We start from the raw sequence: 18,901 nt of genomic DNA, 5'->3' as shown, positions 1-18,901 counted from the left end.
CATGGATCTGATCCGTCAAACCAAGGCCCGCACGCCGGGCCTGAGGTACGCGCTCGACCCGGCGTGGCGGGCGGCGTTGCTCATGGCGCTGGCCATGGGCGCGCCGCCCGCCACGGCCGCCAACCCCATCGTCCAGACCCGGTTCACCGCCGACCCGGCGCCGCTGGTGCATGACGGTGTGGTCTACCTGTACACCAGTCACGACGAGGACGACGCCAGCGACTTCAAGATGCGCGACTGGCTGCTGTACTCGTCCACCGACATGGTCAACTGGACCGACCACGGCGCGGTCGCCTCGCTGGCCACGTTCCCGTGGGCGGTGCAGGACAACGACGCCTGGGCGCCGCAAGTGATCGCGCGCAACGGCAAGTTCTACCTGTACGCGCCGGTCAGCGTCGCCGGCTGGCCCAAGAACGTCATCGCCGTCGCGGTGGCGGACAACCCGGCAGGTCCGTTCAAGGACGCGCTGGGCAAGCCGCTGATCGACAAGGCCGAAGGCTTTTTCGACCCGACGGTCGCCATCGACGACGACGGCCAAGCCTATCTGTACTGGGGCAATCCGCATCTGTGGTACGTCAAGCTCAACGAGGACATGGTGTCGTACTCCGGCCCCATCGTCAAAAGCGACAGCAAGCCGGCCGACTACCAGGAGGGGCCGTGGTTCTACAAGCGGGGCAAGCACTACTACATGGCCTACGCGTCGACCTGCTGCCCGGAAGGCATCGGCTACGCGATGGCCTCGTCGCCGACGGGACCTTGGCAGTACAAGGGGCCGGTCATGGCCGCGAACGCGGCGTCGAGCGGCAACCATCCGGGCATCATCGATTACAAGGGCAATTCCTACGTCTTCGGCTTCAACTACGAGCTGAACTTCGCGCAGTCGCCGGTACACCGCGAGCGGCGCTCGGTCACGGTCGCCAAGTTCGGCTACAACGCCGACGGCACCATCCCGGCGTTGCCGTGGTGGGACAAGGACGGCGTCGAGCAGCTCGGGCGGCTCGACCCGTATCGCCGTGTCGAGGCCGAGACGATCGCCTGGACCTCGCGCATCAAGCAGGACATCGACCGTCCGTTCGACTGGGCTCGGGGCGTGCGCACCGCCAAGGGACCGGGCGCCGGCATGCACGTGGCAGACATCGTCGACCGTACCTACATCAAGGTGGCGGGCGTCGATTTCGGCGTCGCGGGGCCGGCGCGCTTCGCCGCCAGCGTGGCCAGCGGCGGCAGGGGCGGGCAGATCGAGATCCGGCTCGGCAACCTCCAAGGTCCGTTGCTGGGCTCCTTGACGGTGCCGAACACCGGCGGGTGGCAGGCCTGGCGCACCGTCGAGACGCCGGTCGGCGGCGCCACCGGCGTGCATGATGTTTTCTTCGTCTTCAAGGGGAAATACCGGGCGCCGTTGTTCAACCTCGACCACTGGAGGTTCTTCGGCGCCGCCGCGCCGGCCGGCTAGCGCACGAGCGCCAGGCCGCAAGCCCGGGATAGGGCCGCGTGTCAGTTTTCCACAATAGAAAAAAATATTCATATTTTCCATTTGTTCAATTTATGGAAAATAATGTAATATTTGGAAAACGGATTGCCCGCGGTCCCATCTCCAGGAGTGCATCATGTACCCAAGCGTATCGAAGCTGTCGAAGTCCACCCTACACGACGTTGCGCAAAGGAATGCCCCGGTTGGCGATCCGCCGCGCCGGCGCGCGCTTTCCCTGGCGCTGGCCTCGGTCTTCACGCTGGGTTGCGCGCAAGCGTTGGCCCAGACCCAGGTCGGTGCGGCCGCCGAGCCCGCCCCGACAGCCGCCGCCGCTGCCACCGGCGCCAGGATGGATGTCGTCACCGTCAGCGCGACACGCCGCCGCGAGCCGGTGCGCGACGTGCCGCTGCGCGTCGAAACGCTCGGCGCCGAGACGCTGGAGCGTTCCGGCGCGGCCTCGTTGACCGATTACGTCGGCTCGCTGCCGGGCGTGTACGTCGCCAGTGACGGCGGTCCCGGGCGCGGGCAGGTCAACATCCGTGGCGTGTCGGTCGGCAGCATGGGCGCGCCGACGGTGGGCGTCTATGTCGACGAGGTGGCCTTCGGTTCGAGCACCAGTTTCGTCGGCGAGGCGGTGTCCGCGCTGGACCTGTCGTTGCTCGACCTGCACCATGTCGAATTGCTGCGCGGTCCGCAGGGCACCTTGTACGGCGCCGGCGCCATGGGCGGCCTGCTCAAGTATGTGACCAACGAGCCGGACGCCACAGGCTTTTCCGGCAAGGCCGGCCTGGCGCTGCGCGAGAGCAAGGGCGGCGGACTCGGCCACACGGAGAACGCCGTGCTCAACATTCCGCTCAGCGAAGGCGTGGCGGCGCTGCGCGTGGCCGCCTTCAACCAGCGCGACGGCGGCTACGTGCGCGCCACCGGCCGCGTCACGGGCGAGCACGTCAACGACGGCACCACGCGCGGCGCGCGCGCCTCGCTGCAATTCGACCCGAGCCGCGCGCTGCGCGTGCGCCTGACCGCCACCAAGCAAAACATAGAACGCAACGGCACCAACCTGGTCCAGTACGACGTCGCCACCGGCCAGCCGCTGTACGGCGACCTGACGCACCGGCTTTACCGGCCGGAACCCTACACGATCAAGACCGGCCTGTTCTCCGGCGACATCGAGTACGACCTCGGCTGGGCCAGGCTCAACGTGATCGGATCGAGCCAGCGCTTCAAGGGCGCCACCGCGCTCGACGCCACCGAGATCCTGGGCGGCGAGGGCCTGAACTTCGGCGCGCTCGACAACGCCATCAAGCTGCGCAAGCGCACCGCCGAAGTGCGGCTGACGTCGGCGCGCGGCCCGCTGGAATGGCTGCTCGGCTACTACCACAACAAGGAAACCGGCAACCGCGAGCAACGGCTGTGGGCGCAAGCGGAGGACGGTTCCGAGTCGACGCTGGTGACGTCGGGCCAGCCGTCGAACTTCATCGAAAACGCCGTCTACGGCGACCTGACGTGGAATCCGACGCCGGCCTGGTCGGTCACCGTCGGCGCGCGCGCGGCCCGCAACCGCCAGGTCTACGGCACCGTCACCAACGGCGTCAAGGACTTCGAGTCGCCCGGCAAGGACAGCTCCAAAACCTATCTGGCCACCGCGCGCTATTCGCTCGACAAGGTCAGCAGCGTGTACGCGCGCGCCGCCAGCGGCTACCGGCCGGGCGGGCCGAATCCGCCCGCCATCGACCAGAACGGCAACGTGGTGCCGGGGGCGCCGTCGTCGTTCGCCGCCGACACCTTGTGGAGTTACGAGCTCGGCTACAAGGCCGATCTGCTCGACAAGCGCCTGTCGGTCGAGTTGGCGCTGTTCGACATCCGCTGGAACAAGCTGCAGCAGCCGATCGCCGTTGGCGCCACCACGCTCACCGGCAACGCCGGCAAGGCCGAATCGCGCGGGTTGGAACTGGCGCTGCGCTACCAGCTCAACGAGCGCTTCAGCATCGACGGCAGCCTGGCCTACACCGACGCCCAGCTCAAGGAGGACGCGCCGGCGCTGGGCGCCTCGGGCGAGCGGCTGCCCAATTCGGCCAGGCTGTCGACGATGCTCGGCGGGCGCTACAGCTTCGCGCCGGCCGGCAAGCCGGCCTACGCCGGGATGACGGTGCGCCAGGTCGGCTCGCGCAACGCCGGCTTCGACTCACCGACCACGTCGATTCCGAATTTCCGCATGGCCGGCTACACGCTGGTCGACCTGCAAGCGGGCATCGATCTCGACGGTTGGGAGCTGGCCGCCTATGTCCGCAACGTCGCCGACAAGCGCGCCCTCAGCGGCGCCGACACCGCGCTGACGTCGTTCGGCGGACCGCTGCGCGCCATCCCGGTGCAGCCGCGCACGTTCGGCATGAACCTGTCGAGGGCCTTCTGATGGCGCGCCTGTCGATGGAGAAATGGCTGGCCGCGCTGGCCCTGGCCGCCGGTTGCGTGACGGCGCTGGCGCAAACGCCGCCCACCACGCCAGCGGCGGCGGTGGCGCCTGCCGCGCCCGCGCCCGCGCCGGCGACGCCCATGCCGGCGTCCCCCGCGGCGCGGGCGATGACGCCGGCCGAGGTTGAAGCGTGGCTCGACGGCATGATGCCGACCGCCTTGCGCATCGCCGGCGTGCCCGGCGCGGTGGTGGTGCTGGTCAAGGACGGCAAGCCGTTGCTGCAAAAAGGCTACGGCTACGCCGACCGCGACAAATCGGTGCCGGTCGACCCCGCCGCGACCTTGTTCCGGCCCGGCTCGATCTCCAAGCTGTTCACGTGGACGGCGGTGATGCAATTGGTGGAGCAGGGCAAGCTCGACCTCGACGTCGACCTCAACCGCTACCTCGACTTCAAGGTGCCCTCGCGCAACGGCAAGGCGCTGACGCTGCGCCACGTGATGACCCACACCACCGGCCTGGAGGAGGCCGGCCGCGCGCTGATCGTCTACGACGCGCCGACGCCCGACACCGGCAAGGTGCTCAAGGAATACATCCCGCCCTACATCTACGACCCGGGTACCACCGCCGGCTATTCGAACTGGGCCACGTCGCTGGCCGGCTACATCGTCCAGCGCGTTTCCGGCAAGCCGTTCGACGACTACATCGAACAGCAGATCTTCGCGCCGCTCGGGATGCGCCACGCGACGTTCCGCCAGCCGTTGCCGGCGGCGCTGCAAGACATGATGTCGCGCGGCTACCCGAGCGCCGACGACGCTGCCAAGGGATACGAGGTCGTCAACATGCCGCCGGCCGGCAGCCTGGCGGCGACCGGTTCCGACATGGCGCGCTTCATGCTGGCCTACCTCGGCCAAGGCGAGCTCGACGGCAAGCGCATCCTGCGCGCGGAGACGGTCGCCCTGATGCAGACCAAGATCACGCGCGCCATGCCGGACCTCAACGGCATCGGCCTGGGCTTTTACCAGCAGGACATGAACGGCCACCGCGCCGTGGGCCACGGCGGCGACACCAATATGTTCCACTCCGACCTGATCCTGCTGCCGGACGACGGCGTCGGCCTGTACGTGTCGGTCAACTCGCCCGGCCGCCACGACCAGGGCAAGTGGCTGCGCGAGCACCTGTACCGCGAGTTCGCCGACCGCTACCTGCCCGACACGCGCCCGCCGGCCGGGCCCGGCGTCGACCTGGCCACGGCCGAAGCGCACGCCGCCATGCTGGCCGGCGCCTACCGCACCACCCGCCGCGAGGACTCGACCTTCCTGTCGCTGCTGCAGTTGCTCAGTCCGTTGAAGGTGGAGGCCATCGAGCAGGGCCGCGTGGCGATCCAGATCGGCGGCAGCCGCGGCGTCTTCCGCGAGGTGCGCCCGTTCCTGTGGCAGGAGGAGCACGGCAAGGGGCGCCTGCAGGCCACCGTCAAGGATGGCAAGGTGGTGCGCTGGGGGCTGGAGCCATACGCGTTCGCCTTCGTGTTCGAACCGGTGCCGTTCATGGCCGGCACCACCGCGTTGGTGCTGCTGCTGGGCGCGCTCGGCGTTGCCGCACTGACGGCCCTGGTGTGGCCGGTCGCCGCGCTGCAGCGGCGCCGTCACGGCGCGCCGCCGCCGTCGCGTACGGTGCTCTGGGTGCGGATCGCCAGCTGGCTGGTGTTCGTCAGTATTGGCTTGTGGACGGTCACCGTCGCCATGACCGAGGAACTCGACCCCAGCTTGCTGCTGACCCTGGCGCAGGCCTGCACCTTCGTGGCTTTCGTCGGCGGCCTGCTGGCGGCGCTGTGGCATGCCCGCGTCGCCTTCGCCGGCGGCGGCAACGCGGCGAAGGCGTTGGCCCTGCTGTGGGTGCTGTCGTTCGCCGTGCTGGTGGCGATCGGCTGGTATCACCATTTGCTCAGCTTTAACCCACACTACTGATCCGCGCGAAGGACCAACCGATGAAACTACGCAGCATTTTCCCCGCCGCCGCCATGCTCTGCCTGGCGCTGGGCGCGGCGGCACAAACCCCGGCCATCGATCCGCAAGTGCCGCCAATGCCGCCGGCGGCGTCCGCGCCCGGCGGCAGCGGGACGGGCGCCGCCACCGGTCGGGCGCTCGACGCGACCGACTTGTCGGCCTGGCTTGACGGCAGGGTGCCGTACGCGCTCAAGAGCGGCGAGATCGCCGGCCTGGTCATCAGTGTCGTCAAGGACGGCAAGGTGCTGTTGGAGAAGGGTTACGGCCTGGCCGACGTCGCCGCCGCCGTGCCGATGGACCCGGCCACCTCGCTGGTGCGGCCCGGCTCGACGTCCAAGCTGTTCACCTGGACGGCCGTCATGCAGCTGGTGCGACAGGGCAAGATCGACCTCGACCGCAGCGTCAACGATTACCTGGACTTCAAAATCGACGAGCGCTTCGGCAAGCCGGTGACGATGCGCCACCTGATGAACCACCGCGCCGGCTTCGAGGAGGGCATCAAGGACTTGCTCGGCTTCGATCCGGCGCAGGCGCAGAGCACCGAGCGCTATTTGAAAGAGCATCCGCGCCCGATGCTGTTCGCGCCGGGCGCCGTGCCGGCGTATTCGAACTACGGCGTCGCGCTGGCCGGTTACATTGTCCAGCGCGTCTCCGGCGAGCCATTCGAGACCTATGTCGAGCGCCATATCTTCCGCCCGCTGGGCATGCTGCATTCGACCTTCGTCCAGCCGCTGCCCAAGGGTTTCCCGGGCCGGCTGTCGAAGGGCTACCGCACCGCCGGCGAACCGCCGTCCGAATTCGAACTGGTGATCACGGCGCCGGCCGGCTCGGTGTCCACCACCGCCGCCGACATGTCGCGCTTCATGCTGGCCCACCTGGGCCAGGGCGCGGTCGACGGCGCCCGCATCCTCGACGCCGCCACGACGGCCCGCATGCACAGCCCCAGCGAATCGGCGCCGCCCGGTTTCGGCGTGATGGCGCATGGCTTCTTCCGGGGTACGCAGAACGGCCGCGAGGTCATCGGCCACGGCGGCGACACCATCGTCTACCACACCGAGATGAACCTGCTGCCGGGGGAGGGCGTCGGCATCTTCTTCACCTTCAACAGCCGTGGCAAGGACGACGCCGTCTACGGCGCGCGCAAGGAGCTGTTCGACGGCTTCATGGACCGCTACTTCCCCGCCGCGCCCGCAGCCGTGGAACCCGCGCTGAAATCGGCCGTGGCCGACGCGCAGCGCATCGCGGGAAGTTACCAAAGTTCGCGCCGCGTGGAACACGGCTTCCTGAGCCTGCTCTATCTGCTGCAACAGAGCACCATCACGGCCAACCCCGACGGCACCATCACGGCGCCCGAGGCGACCGGCGGCACGGCCACCTACCGTGAAACCGGTCCTCAGCGCTGGTGCAAGGTTGGCGGCCAGCAGACGCTGATGCTCACCGAAGTCGATGGCGTCAAGACCGTCATCGACAGCGAAAATCCGGTGTCGGTGCTGCAGCAGGGACCGGCGACCCGGTCGGCGGCGCTCAACCTCGGCGTGCTGGTGTTTTCGGTAGCGATGCTGTTGTGTGCGCTGGTGGCATGGCCGCTGGGCGCTCTGTTGCGCCGCGCCGACCGCGCCACCAGCGGCGCCACGCCCGAACTGCGGCGGCTGCGCGCGCTGCAGCGCGGCGCAGTCGTCGTGGCTTTGCTGTATCTGGGCGCGTGGTTCTTGCTGATCATGCCTTTGCTCAGCACCGATGTTGGCGTCTACCGCACGGCGATCGACTGGGTGGTGGGCCTGCTCGAGGTGAGCGGCCTGCTGGCCGTGGCCGCTGCGGTTGTCGGCGTATGGGTAGCGTGGCGCCTGCCGCGCGCCGGCGCCACCCGACTGACGCGCGTGTGGGCCGTGCTGGTGGCGCTGGCCTTGCTGGGCGTGGTGTGGATCGGCGTTGTCGGGCAGTTGATGACGTGGAACCTCAATTATTAAACCCAAGCGACAGGCACCGGAGCAGCACATGAAATTCTTTATCGCCCATTTCGCCACCGAGACCAATACCTTCGCCGCCGCGCCGACGGGCCTCGGCGACTTCGAGGGCATCGGCATCTTCCACGGCGACGCCAGCCGTCGCGATCCCGAGGGCACGGGATCGTTCCTGCGCTTCCTGCGCGGGCTGATCGAGGCCGATGGCGGCGAGGTCGTCGAAAGCCTGTGTACGCTGGCCCAGCCGGGCGGGCGCACGGTGCGCCACGTGTACGAGGCTTTGCGCGACGAGATCCTGGCCGACCTGCGCGCGGCGCTGCCGGTCGACGCCGTGCAACTGCTGCTGCACGGCGCCATGGTTGCCGAGGGTTACGACAATTGCGAGGGCGACCTGGCGGCGCGCATCCGCGAGGTCGTCGGCCCGGACGTGGCCGTCGGTGTCGAGCTCGACCTGCATTGCCACTTCACGCGCCAGCTGCACGCCGCGGCCGACGTCGTCATCGCTTTCAAGGAGTATCCGCACACCGACACCGAGGAGCGCGGCCGCGAGTTGTACCGGCTGCTGGTGGACACGGCGGCGCGGCGCGTGCGCCCCGTCACCGCCGTCTTCGACTGCAAGATGATGGGCCTGTGGCACACCACGCGCGAGCCGATGCGCGGCTTCGTCGCGCGCATGGCCGAGACGGAGCGCGAACCCGGCGTGCTGTCGGTGTCGCTCGGCCACAGTTTTCCGTGGGGCGACGTGCCGGAGGCGGGCGCCAAGCTGTGGGTGGTGACCGACAACGATCTGGACCTGGCGCGCGCGGTGGCCGGGCGGCTCGGACGCGATTTCTGGTCGTTGCGCGAGCGCAGCGGGCCGGAGGTGGTCGGTGTCGATGAAGCGCTCGACCATGCGCTCGACGGCGCGCGCGATCATGCGCCGGCGGCAGGCCCGGTGGTGCTGGCCGATATCTCGGACAACCCGGGCGGCGGCGCGGCCGGCGACAGCACGTTCATCTTGCGCCGGCTGATCGAACGCGGCATCGCCAATGTCGCCCTCGGCGCCATCTGGGACCTGGGCGCGGTGCATATTTGCAGGAGCGCCGGCGTCGGCGCGCAACTCGACTTGCGCGTCGGCGGCAAATGCGGGCCGGCGTCCGGCCTGCCGGTCGACCTGCGCGTGACGGTGCGCGCCGTCGCCGCCAACCACAGCCAGGGCGCGCTGGGCGCGCGCGAGCGGCTGGGCGACTGCGTCTGGGTCGAGGCGGCCAACGGCGTGCACCTGCTGCTGTCGTCGATCCGCACGCAGACCTACGGCACCGATGCCTTTACCGGCATCGGTATCGACCTGGCCGATAAGGCCTTCGTCGTGGTCAAATCGACGCAGCATTTTTACGCCGATTTCGCCCCGCTGGCGCGCCGCGTGTACTACGTCAGCACGCCCGGCGCGATGGATTTCGACTTCGCCGCCATTCCATATAAGTTGTTCCCGCTCGACCATTGGCCCCGGGTGGCGAACCCGCATGGGGCGGCAGGAATTTAGCATCCTGGAAAAGCGGCGCACCGAGTTTTCAATCCGGGCAAGGGCGTCTATAATAAGCGCTCTTACAGGGAATACGCATGGCCACTAAACGCGCGAGCACGCACGGCACGGAACGGGACGGCGATCTGGGCGAATCGCTCCGGCGCATCCGCAAGGAACGCGGGATGACCCTGATCGAGGCGGGCGCCCGCAGCGGCATGCCGATGTCGACGATTTCCAAGATCGAGAACAACAAGATGTCGCTCAGCTATGACAAGTTGCTGCGCATCTGCAACGCGCTCGAGGTCGACATTTCGCAGCTGTTCAGCGGCGCGGCGGCGGTCGGCAAGCCGGCCGCGCCCGCCGCCAGCGGGCGCCGCAGCATCAACCGTCGCGGCACCGGCTACGCCATCAATACGCCCAATTACTCGCACCTGTACCCGGCGGCGGACCTGCTCAACAAGCGCGCCGTGCCCATCATCGCCGAGATCCATACCCGCTCGCTGGCCGAGTTCGGCGAGATGATCAGCCATCCCGGCGAGGAGTTCGCCATGGTGCTCGAAGGCACGGTCGACCTGTACACCGACCTGTACGCGCCGGCGCGGCTCGAGACGGGCGATTCGATTTATTTCGACAGCGGCATGGCGCACGCCTATATCGCCGTGGGCGAAGGATGCTGCCGCGTGCTGTCGGTCTGCACCTCCGACGAGCCGAACCAGGAAGCCATGTACACCGCGCTGATGGAAGCGCCGCCGGCCCAGACGCCGGTCGTCAAAAAAGCGAAGAAGTAACGCGGTACGGGAACGGGCGCCGCGCGCCCGCTCCGATTCTCCAATTCCGAAATTCCGATTCCACTCCGTTTTCCGCAGGGCGGGCCGGGTCGTGCCGCCCAATTCGCAACGTCCGTGCGCAAATTCAAAAAAGCGCTTGCGCGGTTCCCCGTACTCGCCTATCTTTCGTATATAGAATAATTTTCTTATTTTGAAAATATAGGAGTCGTATGAGTCAGGAAAACGCGGACTTCATCGTGATCGGCGCCGGCATCGGCGGCGCCTCGGTCGCCTACTGGCTGTCGCGCCAGGCGCGCGTGATCGTGCTGGAGGCCGAAACGCAGCCGGGCTATCACAGCACGGGACGCTCGGCGGCGCTGTTCATGGAAAGCTACGGGCCCGACCAGGTGCGGGCGCTGACCCGCGCCGGCATCGACTTCTTCAGGAATCCGCCGGCCGGCTTTTGCGAGCATCCGCTGCTGACGCCACGGGGCGCCTTCGTGTTCGCCGGCCCCGGCCAGGAGGCCGAGCTCGACGCCCACGAGGCCTCGGTGCGCGCCACCTCGTCGGCGGCGCGGCGCCTGGACGCGCGCGAGGCGATGGAATTCCTGCCGGTGCTGCGTCCGGACCACGTCATCGGCGGCGTGCTGGAACAAGATGCCTCCGACATCGATGTCGACGCGCTGTTGCAAGGCTTCCTGCGCGGCACGCGCCAGCATGGCGGACGCACCGTTTACGATGCCGCCGTCACCGGCCTGAGCCGCTCCGGCGGCCAGTGGACGGTCACCACCGCGCGCAGCGTCTACCAGGCGCCGGTGGTCGTCAACGCCGCCGGCGCATGGGCCGACGACGTCGCGCGGATGGCCGGCGCCGCCCCGGTCGGCCTGGTGCCCAAGCGCCGCTCCGCCTTCCTGTTCGCGCCGCCCGAGGGCATCGCCTCGTCGCACTGGCCGCTGTTTCTGGATGTGCAGGAATCGTTCTACATCAAGCCCGACGCCGGCATGCTGCTGGGCTCGCCGTGCAACGCCGACCCGGTCGCGCCGCACGACGTCCAGGCCGAGGAACTGGACATCGCCATCGCCATCGACAACATCGAGCGCATGACGACCTTGCGCATCCGCCGTCCGGCGCATGTGTGGGCCGGGCTGCGCAGCTTCGTCGCCGACGGCGAACTGGTCGGCGGATACGACCCCAAAGTCCCCGACTTCTTCTGGGCGGCGGGGCAGGGCGGCTACGGCATCCAGTCGGCGCCGGGCGCGGGCCGCTATTACGCATCGGAGTTATTGGGCGAGGGCGCCGGCGCCTTGCCGGCCTTGCCCGGCTTCGACCCGGCCCGTATCAGTCCGGCGCGCTTCCCATGTTGACGCGCGCTGCCATGCCCGTCCCGCCTGCGGACGACGATCATGCGTGACAACGACACCTGGTTCGGCCAGCCCAAGGGCCTGACGATACTGTTCCTGACCGAGATGTGGGAAAAGTTCTCGTTCTTCGGCATGCGCGCGCTGCAAATCTATTACATGACCAAGGAGCTGCATTACACGCAGGCGTTCTCCTCGATCGTGTTCGGCGCCTACGCGGCCGGCGTCTACCTGACGCCGATCTTCGGCGGCCTGATCGCAGACCGCTGGCTGGGCCGCAAACGGGCGGTCATCGCGGGCGGCGCGCTGATGGCCGTCGGCCATTTCATGATGGCGTTCGAAGCCTTGTTTTTCCCGGCGATGGTCGTCATCGCCATCGGCAACGGGCTGTTCCTGCCCAATCTGCCCAGCCAGGTGCCGCTGCTGTACCCCAAGGGTGATCCGCGCGCCGGCGCCGCGTTCAATGTCTACTATGTGGGCGTCAACCTCGGCGGCTTGCTTGCGCCGTTGATTTGCGGCACGCTCGGCGAGGTGTACGGCTGGCATTACGGTTTCGGTGCGGCCGGCATCGGCATGTGCCTGGGCTTGGCGATTTACATTCTGGGCGGCAAGCATCTGCCCGCCGAGGTCTCCAGGGCGGTCGAGCGGCACGAGCCGGTGGCGGCCGGCGACGGCGGCGGCAGCGTCCGCATGCTGGTCGCCGTCGCGCTGGCGGTCATGTTGTTCCGTGTCGCCTACGAACAGACCGGCAACACCTTCGCCGTCTGGGCCGACGCGGCGGTGGAACGCCAGGCGTTCGGGATGACGATCCCGGTCACCTGGTTCCAATCGCTCAATCCGATGTTCGTTTTCCTGCTCAGTCCGATATTGGTGCGCGTGTGGACGAGTCGCGCCGCCCGGGGCAGGGCGACGCCGGCGCTTGAACGCATGAGCATGGGCGCCATCGGCGTCGGCGCCGCCTATGCCCTGCTGGCGGCGTTGATCGTCGTCAGCGGCGCCGGCGGCTACGCCATCAGCTGGCTGTGGCTGGTCGCGTTCTTCGGCATCTTCACGCTGGCCGAGCTGTACATCCTGCCGGTCGGGCTCGGGCTGTTCGCCAGCCTGGCGCCCAAGCGCTTCGCCGCCACCACCATCGCCGCCTGGTTCTTTTGTTCGTTCACCGGCAACCTGCTGTCCGGCTTTGCCGGCGCCCTGTGGGAGCGGGTCACGCCGCAAGGCTTCTTCATGCTGATGGCGGGCATTTGTACCATAGCGGGTTTGGTGCTGTACGCGATCCACCGCGCGCACCGATCTGGCGCGGTGGCGTTGTCGGCAACGACGCCGCCCGTCGACCAGCGGGCGTGAGCGCAAAGGCTGGCGCGATGCCTGCCGGCGCGTCCGGTCGCAGCGCTGGCGGGTATCCCTTGTTTTTTGTCACTGCCCATGCTAATGTTGTTAAAACAGCATTTTCTGGCTCGCGCGTCCTCCTCGCTCCGCTGCTGCCAGCCTGCGGTTTTCCATTTTCCGAGGCAGGCACATGGCAACCCCCCCATCACCGGCGCGAAAGCCCAGACACAAGCTCAATGCCTGGTTCCTGCTCATCCTGGTCTGGCTGGCCGCGACGACGTGGGTCGCGATGCGTCAACTTCCCCCGCCCATCGGCATCAATTGGTTCAAGCCAACATCGTTTTGGACGCCATTGGAACGCAATGCTTTTCTGCGGTTGCCCGATACCGGCGCGATGCGTTTCATCATGTTCCTGCGCGATGGCCGCCGCGGATGGGGCCTCTCCACGGCCGGCGACCTGGTCGGCACCGACAACGGTGGCGCCGATTGGTCGCCGATCGCCAGCGCGCTGACGCAGGTCGACGCGCTGGCCTTCAGTGCGGACGGGCGGCTCGGCTGGGCGGTGGGTGGGGCCGGGCTGCGGCGGACCACGGACGGAGGCCGGCGTTGGACGACGGTCTCGGCGGCTGCGCTGGAGGGCAAGCGGTGGACTTCGATCGCCTTCGATCCGGCCGGCCGCCATGGCGTGGTCGTGGGTCTCGATGGCGCTTTTGCCAGTAGCGACGATGGCGGCGAGCATTGGCGTTCGCCGACCTGGAGCACCTCATGGCGGCCCGGCCGGGACGATGCGCTGAAATCGGCTTTCTGGAGCGACGACGGCGAAAAGGCGTGGGTCGTCGGCGATCGAGGCACGTTGCTTACCACCGATAACAGCGGCGCCACCTGGCGGCGCGTCTCTGGCATGGACATCGATACCCGATCCCCCTTCGTCAAGGTGCGTTTCCTGCGCGACGGCAAGCGCGGCTGGATTGTCAACGAAGCGGGCGACCTGTTTTGGGCCACCGATGGTGGCCGCGATTGGCGGCGCGTGGACCGCCAACCGGACCTGGTCTTTTCTGATATTGAAAGGCTCGAGGACGGCAAACATGGTTGGGCCACGACCCAGGCCGGCCGGCTGTCGGCGACCCGGGATGGGGGACAGACTTGGACGCACACCGCAATCACGGGCCATTCCAGGATCTATGCGTTGGCCGCACAAGGCGATGGTGCCCGTCTCTGGATCGCCGGGTCGGCGGGTATCGTCCATTCCAATGACGGCGGTGTCGGTTGGCAGGCACAGACACGCAACGCGCTCGGGCGCATCTCGTCGCCGGCGTTCGCTGCCGACGGTCGGCGCGGCTGGGCGGTCGGCAGCGGCGGCACGATCATCGCCACTGCCGACGGCGGGGCGACGTGGGCGGCCCAGACCAGCGCGGGAGCGGACGCCCTGAATGCCGTCGCGGTGCATCGGGACGGTCTGCGGGGCTGGGCCGTGGGGGACAACGGCAGCATCCAGCAAACCGTCGACGGCGGCCAGCGTTGGACGCGGGCGCCGGTCCAGGAGCGCACCCACCTGATCAAGATCGTCGTGGCGAAGGATGGTTTGCATGGCGTGGCCCTCGGCCAGGACGGCCCCATGCTGCTCACCAGCGATGGCGGGACGGCTTGGCGCAGGTCGTCGGAAGGACTCGGCGAGACCGTGTATGACCTTGCACTGTGGGAAGGTCAAAAAGAGCTGTTGTGGGCGGCCGCCTTGACTCAACGCTTCCGGTCCGAAAACCTTGGCGAGACATGGCATGCGGTGCCGGCAAACGAATTTCGTAGCCCGCGCGGCATTGTTCTCGACGGCGGCCGGCTCGATGCGCCGAATCGGCACGATGTCGGCGCGGGTATCGGTGCCGGGTATCCCGCCTTGCCCCGTTTTAGCGCCGACGGCGCACGCGGATGGTGGACCATCAGCAACCGTTTCGGGAGCAGCATCATCTACCTGAGCGGCGATGGCGGCCGCGACTGGTGGTCGGCCGGGCTGCCGGAGGGGGAGGGGCCGGACTCCCCGTCGACGGCGGCGACATTCCTGGAGGACGGCCTGCGCGGCTGGGCCATGCGCAACGGCACCCTGTACGCCACCACTGATGGCGGCGCCAACTGGCGCGAGGGCTGGGCCGGCTACCGGCGGCTTCCCGCCCTGTGGTATTGGGTCGCGCTGCTGCCGGCGATCGTCATGTTGCGCTTCGCATTGCGCCGGCGCCGCTCGCTCGCCGGCGACAAGTCGGCGGCCGGGATGTTTGTCGACGACGACGCCATCGCCGCCTTCGAGGACGACCGGCTCGAGTTCGGCCCGCTGGCGCGCGGCCTGTCGCGCTTCCTGCGCAACAAGAAAACCTCGCCGCCGCTGACCTTGGCCATCACCGGCGATTGGGGCACCGGCAAAAGTTCACTGATGCGTCTGCTGTGCGCCGACCTCAAACGCTACGGCCAGCGTCCGATCTGGTTCAACGCCTGGCACCACCAAAAGGACGAACAGCTCTTTAGCGCGTTGCTCGGGGCGATACGCGCCGAGGCGGCGCCGTCGTCGCTCAAGCCGGCCGGATGGATATTCCGCCTCAAGCTGCTGTGGATACGCTCGAAACAGCATTTTCTATTGAGTTTCATATTGCTGGTGCTGGTGTCGAGCGCATGCGCGTTTCCATTCCGGCATTCGGTGGGCGAATTGCTCGATCTGTTGACTCGGCTGGCCGCGCTGCCGAAACTGCTCGACGGCTCCACAACGGCCGCCGCCAGCGGCCTTGGCGTGCAGCAGCTGGCGCCGCTGGCGCAACTGCTGGCCCTGTGCGCGGCGGTGGCGGCGCTCTACAAGGGCATGAAAGCGTTCGGCGTCGATCCGGCGGTCATGGTCAAGGGCGTGTCCGAGCACATCAGTCTGAGGCAGGCAACCGCGCAAAACAATTTCCGCGCGGCGTTCGCCCAGCAGTTCGAAGAAGTGGCCGACGCCTTACCTTACCGCATGACCATCGTCGTCGACGACCTTGACCGGTGCCGGCCCGAGAACATCCTGGAAGTGCTGGAAACCGTGAATTTCCTCACGGCCTCGGGCAAGTGTTTCGTGGTATTCGGCATGGCCACCTCCAGGGTAGCGGCGGCGCTGGGCATGGCGTTCGAGAAGATCGCCAACGAACTGGCGGCGGAGACCGCGACCACGCTCGACGGGCCGCAGCCCTTACCGGAAGAAGCGGCGAGGCGGCGCCGGCGCGCCTACGCGCACGACTATCTTGAAAAACTCATCAATCTGGAAATCATGGTGCCGACACGCGGTGAAATCGGTGCCGATACCTTGTTCAGCGGACGCGCGGCAGGCGACGACGACGGCTGGCGCCAAATCGTGCAAGGCTTCGCCGCCGCCTGGCCACTCTGCCTGGCGGCGGCCGCAATCTGCCTCGGCATCCTGATCGGCGCCACGGTGCGCATGCCGGCGTCCGAGGTGACGCCGGCGGCGGCCACGCCGCCGGCCGCCGCGTCGCCGTCGGCGGCGCCATCGAAAACGGCGTCGCCGTCGGCGCCCGCCCAGGTCCCCGCGGCGCAGGCCTCGCCGGTGCAGGCCAAAAAATTCCAAAGTGGCCAGGTCAATCCTGTCGAGTTCGTCTATGGTTTGCCGCTGGCGCTGCTCGCGGTCATGTCGCTGATCCTGTTGATGCACGGCCTGTTGCGGCTACGGGAACAAGCCATTGAAGTGCGGGACTCGGATGACTTCAAGAAGGGTTTGAAGGTCTGGACCGAGGTGGCGGCGCAGCATCGCAACACGCCGCGCGCCATCAAGCGCTGGGGCAACCGCCTGCGGTATTTCGCCATGCTGCAGCAAGGCAGCGCGCCGGAAGAAACGATCGGCGAACGTTGGCGGCGCGAGTCGCACGAAAAAGTGCAGCGGCTTGGCATTCGCCTTGGCATCTCGACCCCAGGCGCGGCGGCGCCGCCGCCGCGCACCCACATCATCATCGAAGAAACGCGGCTGATCGCCATCGGCGCCGCGCATGAGGCGTATGGTTGGGACTGGCGGGGCAAATTGGAGCGTGCGTCCTATTTGGGCGAGGACGATCCGCTAAGAAAAGCCATGCGGGAGCACCCGCTGGTCACAGGCCAGCCGTGGTGGCCGGTATCGGACGATGAGGCACAGGCGTTTGAACGCCTGCTGGCGGGCATCAAACTGCCGCCGGCGGGGGTCGACGCGAGCTTGAGCGCGACCCGTGCGCACGTGGATGCCGACCTGCCGTCCGAGCTCCCGGAGGATTTTCCCTCCGGGTCTGCCTCGGAGGCCGGCCCGGTCGCCCGGCCGGCCTCCGCCAGTGCGGGGGGCTCAAGCTCGTCCCTGCCGTTCGCCTAGTCTAAGCCGGTTTGCCGTCAATCGCGCCCAGGCGGCTCCAGACGGCCTGCATGCCGTCGCTGGTGATGAGGTCGCGTGCCGCTTTGGACGGACTGGCCGTACACAGGCCCCATTGGAAGTGTGGCAGGTCGACGCTCTTCCAATCGCCGCCCCAGGCGCAGCCGTGCTGTTTGAAGATGGCGGCCACCCGGCGGAACCATTTCTCCCCTTCCGGCGGCGACCAGTATTTTTTCTCGTGCACGATGTCGACGGCCAGCCCGTAGCCGTGCCAGCTTTGCAGATTGGTCGGCGCGTTGGTCACCGGCGCGAGCGGCGGTATCACCGTGCGCCCGCGCTGGTAATACATCGCTTGCAGCTCGGCCGACCGGTAACCCTCGTATAGCATGGCGCCCAGCGCGTTTTGACTGGAATTGCATTCGGCCAGGGCGCGAAGCACCGACTCGGCGAAGGCCGGCGCCAGACGGCGCGGATCGCGATCGACCATCAATGCGGCTTGATTGGAACCTGCGCTCATAGTGTGATCTCCTTGAGGTTGACGGCGTCGTCACGCCATTGGTGTGGAACAAAGGATTTTTCCGCTGGATAGCCAGTTGCCGGTTGCTCCACCGGTTTGGCCTGGTCGGCCGGGACCGGCGCCGGCGTGGGGGCTGGCAAGGCCGCCGCCGGCGGCGCGGCGGCCGTGTTCTTGCGGTCTTCGCTGCCTTCCTCGGGCGATTTTTCGTGCGGCTTGACCGTCGAGCGGATGACCATGAACTTGTTCAGCACGTCGAACCAGAACGGCGCGCCCAGCATGACCCCGATCGCCGTGATCAGCCAGCCGATCAGCAACTGCATGAGGTTGTACGGCTGGCCGCACTCGGTGTGTTTCCCCGTCACGCAGGTCTGCACCGGCGTGTAGCCGAAGACATTGGGCGAAGTCGCCGACGCGACCCATCCCATCGGCATGCCCACCGCCGCCAGCGCATCGCGCGCGTCGTCGGCCAGCTTGGCGGCATCCTTTTCCGCCGGGTTGGGCGCCTTCGCGGCGGCCGTCACGATGGTTTCCCGCAACGCCTTATCGGTGGTCAGGCGGCCCATGACATACAGGGCGTCGACATTCATCACGACCGCCGTCAGCAGGCCCAGCCCGAACAGGACGGCCTGGGTGCGGCGTTTGTACCAGCCCGAGGCGCGGTCCATCGAACCGTCGAACCAGTTTTGCAGATTCAGCGTCATCTGCTTCAAATCGCCTTCCGAGTGGTCGATCGCGCTCAACACCACGCGCTGCAGCACGGGCGAGCCGAGCGCCGCAGCGCGCTTGCGCAACAGTCCGATGGTCAGCGATTCATCGGCGACCGGTTCGCCGGCGCCCACCGGCCCGCGTCCGACCACGTCGATGAGCGCCTTGACGAACAATTCGGCCGGAATATACGACGGCAGGTTGCGCCGCGCCGCCAGTGGCATGTGCTTGGATTGACCATCGCCGCCGATGCTGCGGTTGACGCTGCTGCCGGTTAGCCTGGCCGGATCGTACTGGCCTTGATACAACGACGAGATCAGCGGATGCGAGAAAAAAAACTGGGCCAGCGCGCCGTCCTTGTCGTCGAGCAGGGTGCGCACGGCGCGCTCTAGGTCCATGGCGCGCCACTTCAAAATCCCTTCGATATATTCCCGGATTCCGGTGCAGATCAGCGACATCATCAGGAACAGGAAAATCATGCCGATGCAGACTTCGAGCGTTTCTGAGTTGAACATATTTCTCTCC

General features: G+C 67.6%; 11 protein-coding genes. 9 read left to right on the top strand and 2 right to left on the bottom strand.

The window, feature by feature from the left end:
• Position 1: 1 nt before the first annotated feature.
• From BMX85_RS14890 to BMX85_RS14850, 9 genes are all read left to right on the top strand, one after another.
• On the top strand, positions 2–1,453 hold the full coding sequence (locus BMX85_RS14890) for a glycoside hydrolase family 43 protein (RefSeq protein WP_218147337.1): 1,452 nt from the start codon (positions 2–4) through the stop codon (positions 1,451–1,453).
• Between the two features lie 154 nt (positions 1,454–1,607).
• Positions 1,608–3,884, top strand: a complete 2,277-nt coding sequence (locus BMX85_RS14885) for a TonB-dependent receptor (protein ID WP_090319338.1) — start codon at positions 1,608–1,610, stop codon at positions 3,882–3,884.
• Entirely contained in the window at positions 3,884–5,848 is a 1,965-nt protein-coding gene (locus tag BMX85_RS14880) for a serine hydrolase domain-containing protein (RefSeq protein WP_090319335.1), read from the top strand. The genes BMX85_RS14885 and BMX85_RS14880 overlap by 1 nt, the downstream gene beginning before the upstream one ends.
• 20 nt (positions 5,849–5,868) lie before the next feature.
• Positions 5,869–7,854, top strand: coding sequence for a serine hydrolase domain-containing protein (locus tag BMX85_RS14875; RefSeq protein WP_090319332.1), 1,986 nt, complete (start codon positions 5,869–5,871; stop codon positions 7,852–7,854).
• Positions 7,855–7,882: 28 nt separating this feature from the next.
• Complete coding sequence (locus tag BMX85_RS14870) at positions 7,883–9,370, top strand: M81 family metallopeptidase (protein ID WP_090319329.1); 1,488 nt, start codon at positions 7,883–7,885, stop codon at positions 9,368–9,370.
• Between the two features lie 77 nt (positions 9,371–9,447).
• A complete protein-coding gene (locus BMX85_RS14865) occupies positions 9,448–10,140 on the top strand; it encodes a helix-turn-helix domain-containing protein (RefSeq protein WP_090319326.1) in 693 nt (230 codons plus the stop codon).
• A gap of 209 nt (positions 10,141–10,349) precedes the next feature.
• On the top strand, positions 10,350–11,483 hold the full coding sequence (locus BMX85_RS14860; RefSeq protein ID WP_090319323.1) for an NAD(P)/FAD-dependent oxidoreductase: 1,134 nt from the start codon (positions 10,350–10,352) through the stop codon (positions 11,481–11,483).
• A gap of 39 nt (positions 11,484–11,522) precedes the next feature.
• Positions 11,523–12,821 carry a peptide MFS transporter gene (locus BMX85_RS14855; protein ID WP_090319320.1) on the top strand — a complete coding sequence of 433 codons (1,299 nt, stop codon included), beginning with the start codon at positions 11,523–11,525 and terminating at the stop codon, positions 12,819–12,821.
• 172 nt (positions 12,822–12,993) lie between these two features.
• Positions 12,994–17,157 (top strand): YCF48-related protein, encoded by a 4,164-nt coding sequence (locus tag BMX85_RS14850; protein WP_090319316.1) that lies wholly within the window; start codon positions 12,994–12,996, stop codon positions 17,155–17,157.
• A 1-nt stretch (position 17,158) separates the two neighbouring features.
• On the opposite strand, the gene BMX85_RS14845 is transcribed toward BMX85_RS14850, so the two are convergent.
• Together BMX85_RS14845 and BMX85_RS14840 are read right to left on the bottom strand one after the other, a co-directional pair.
• Positions 17,159–17,671, bottom strand: coding sequence for a M15 family metallopeptidase (locus tag BMX85_RS14845; protein ID WP_090319313.1), 513 nt, complete (start codon positions 17,669–17,671; stop codon positions 17,159–17,161).
• Positions 17,668–18,891 carry a hypothetical protein gene (locus BMX85_RS14840; RefSeq protein ID WP_090319310.1) on the bottom strand — a complete coding sequence of 408 codons (1,224 nt, stop codon included), beginning with the start codon at positions 18,889–18,891 and terminating at the stop codon, positions 17,668–17,670. The genes BMX85_RS14845 and BMX85_RS14840 overlap by 4 nt, the downstream gene beginning before the upstream one ends.
• Between the last annotated feature and the right edge of the window lie 10 nt (positions 18,892–18,901).

Source organism: Duganella sp. CF517 (genome assembly GCF_900110275.1).
Lineage (GTDB): Bacteria > Pseudomonadota > Gammaproteobacteria > Burkholderiales > Burkholderiaceae_D > Rugamonas.
The sequence above is the reverse complement of the archived record's forward strand: the minus strand, read 5'-3'. Positions and strand labels throughout refer to the sequence as shown.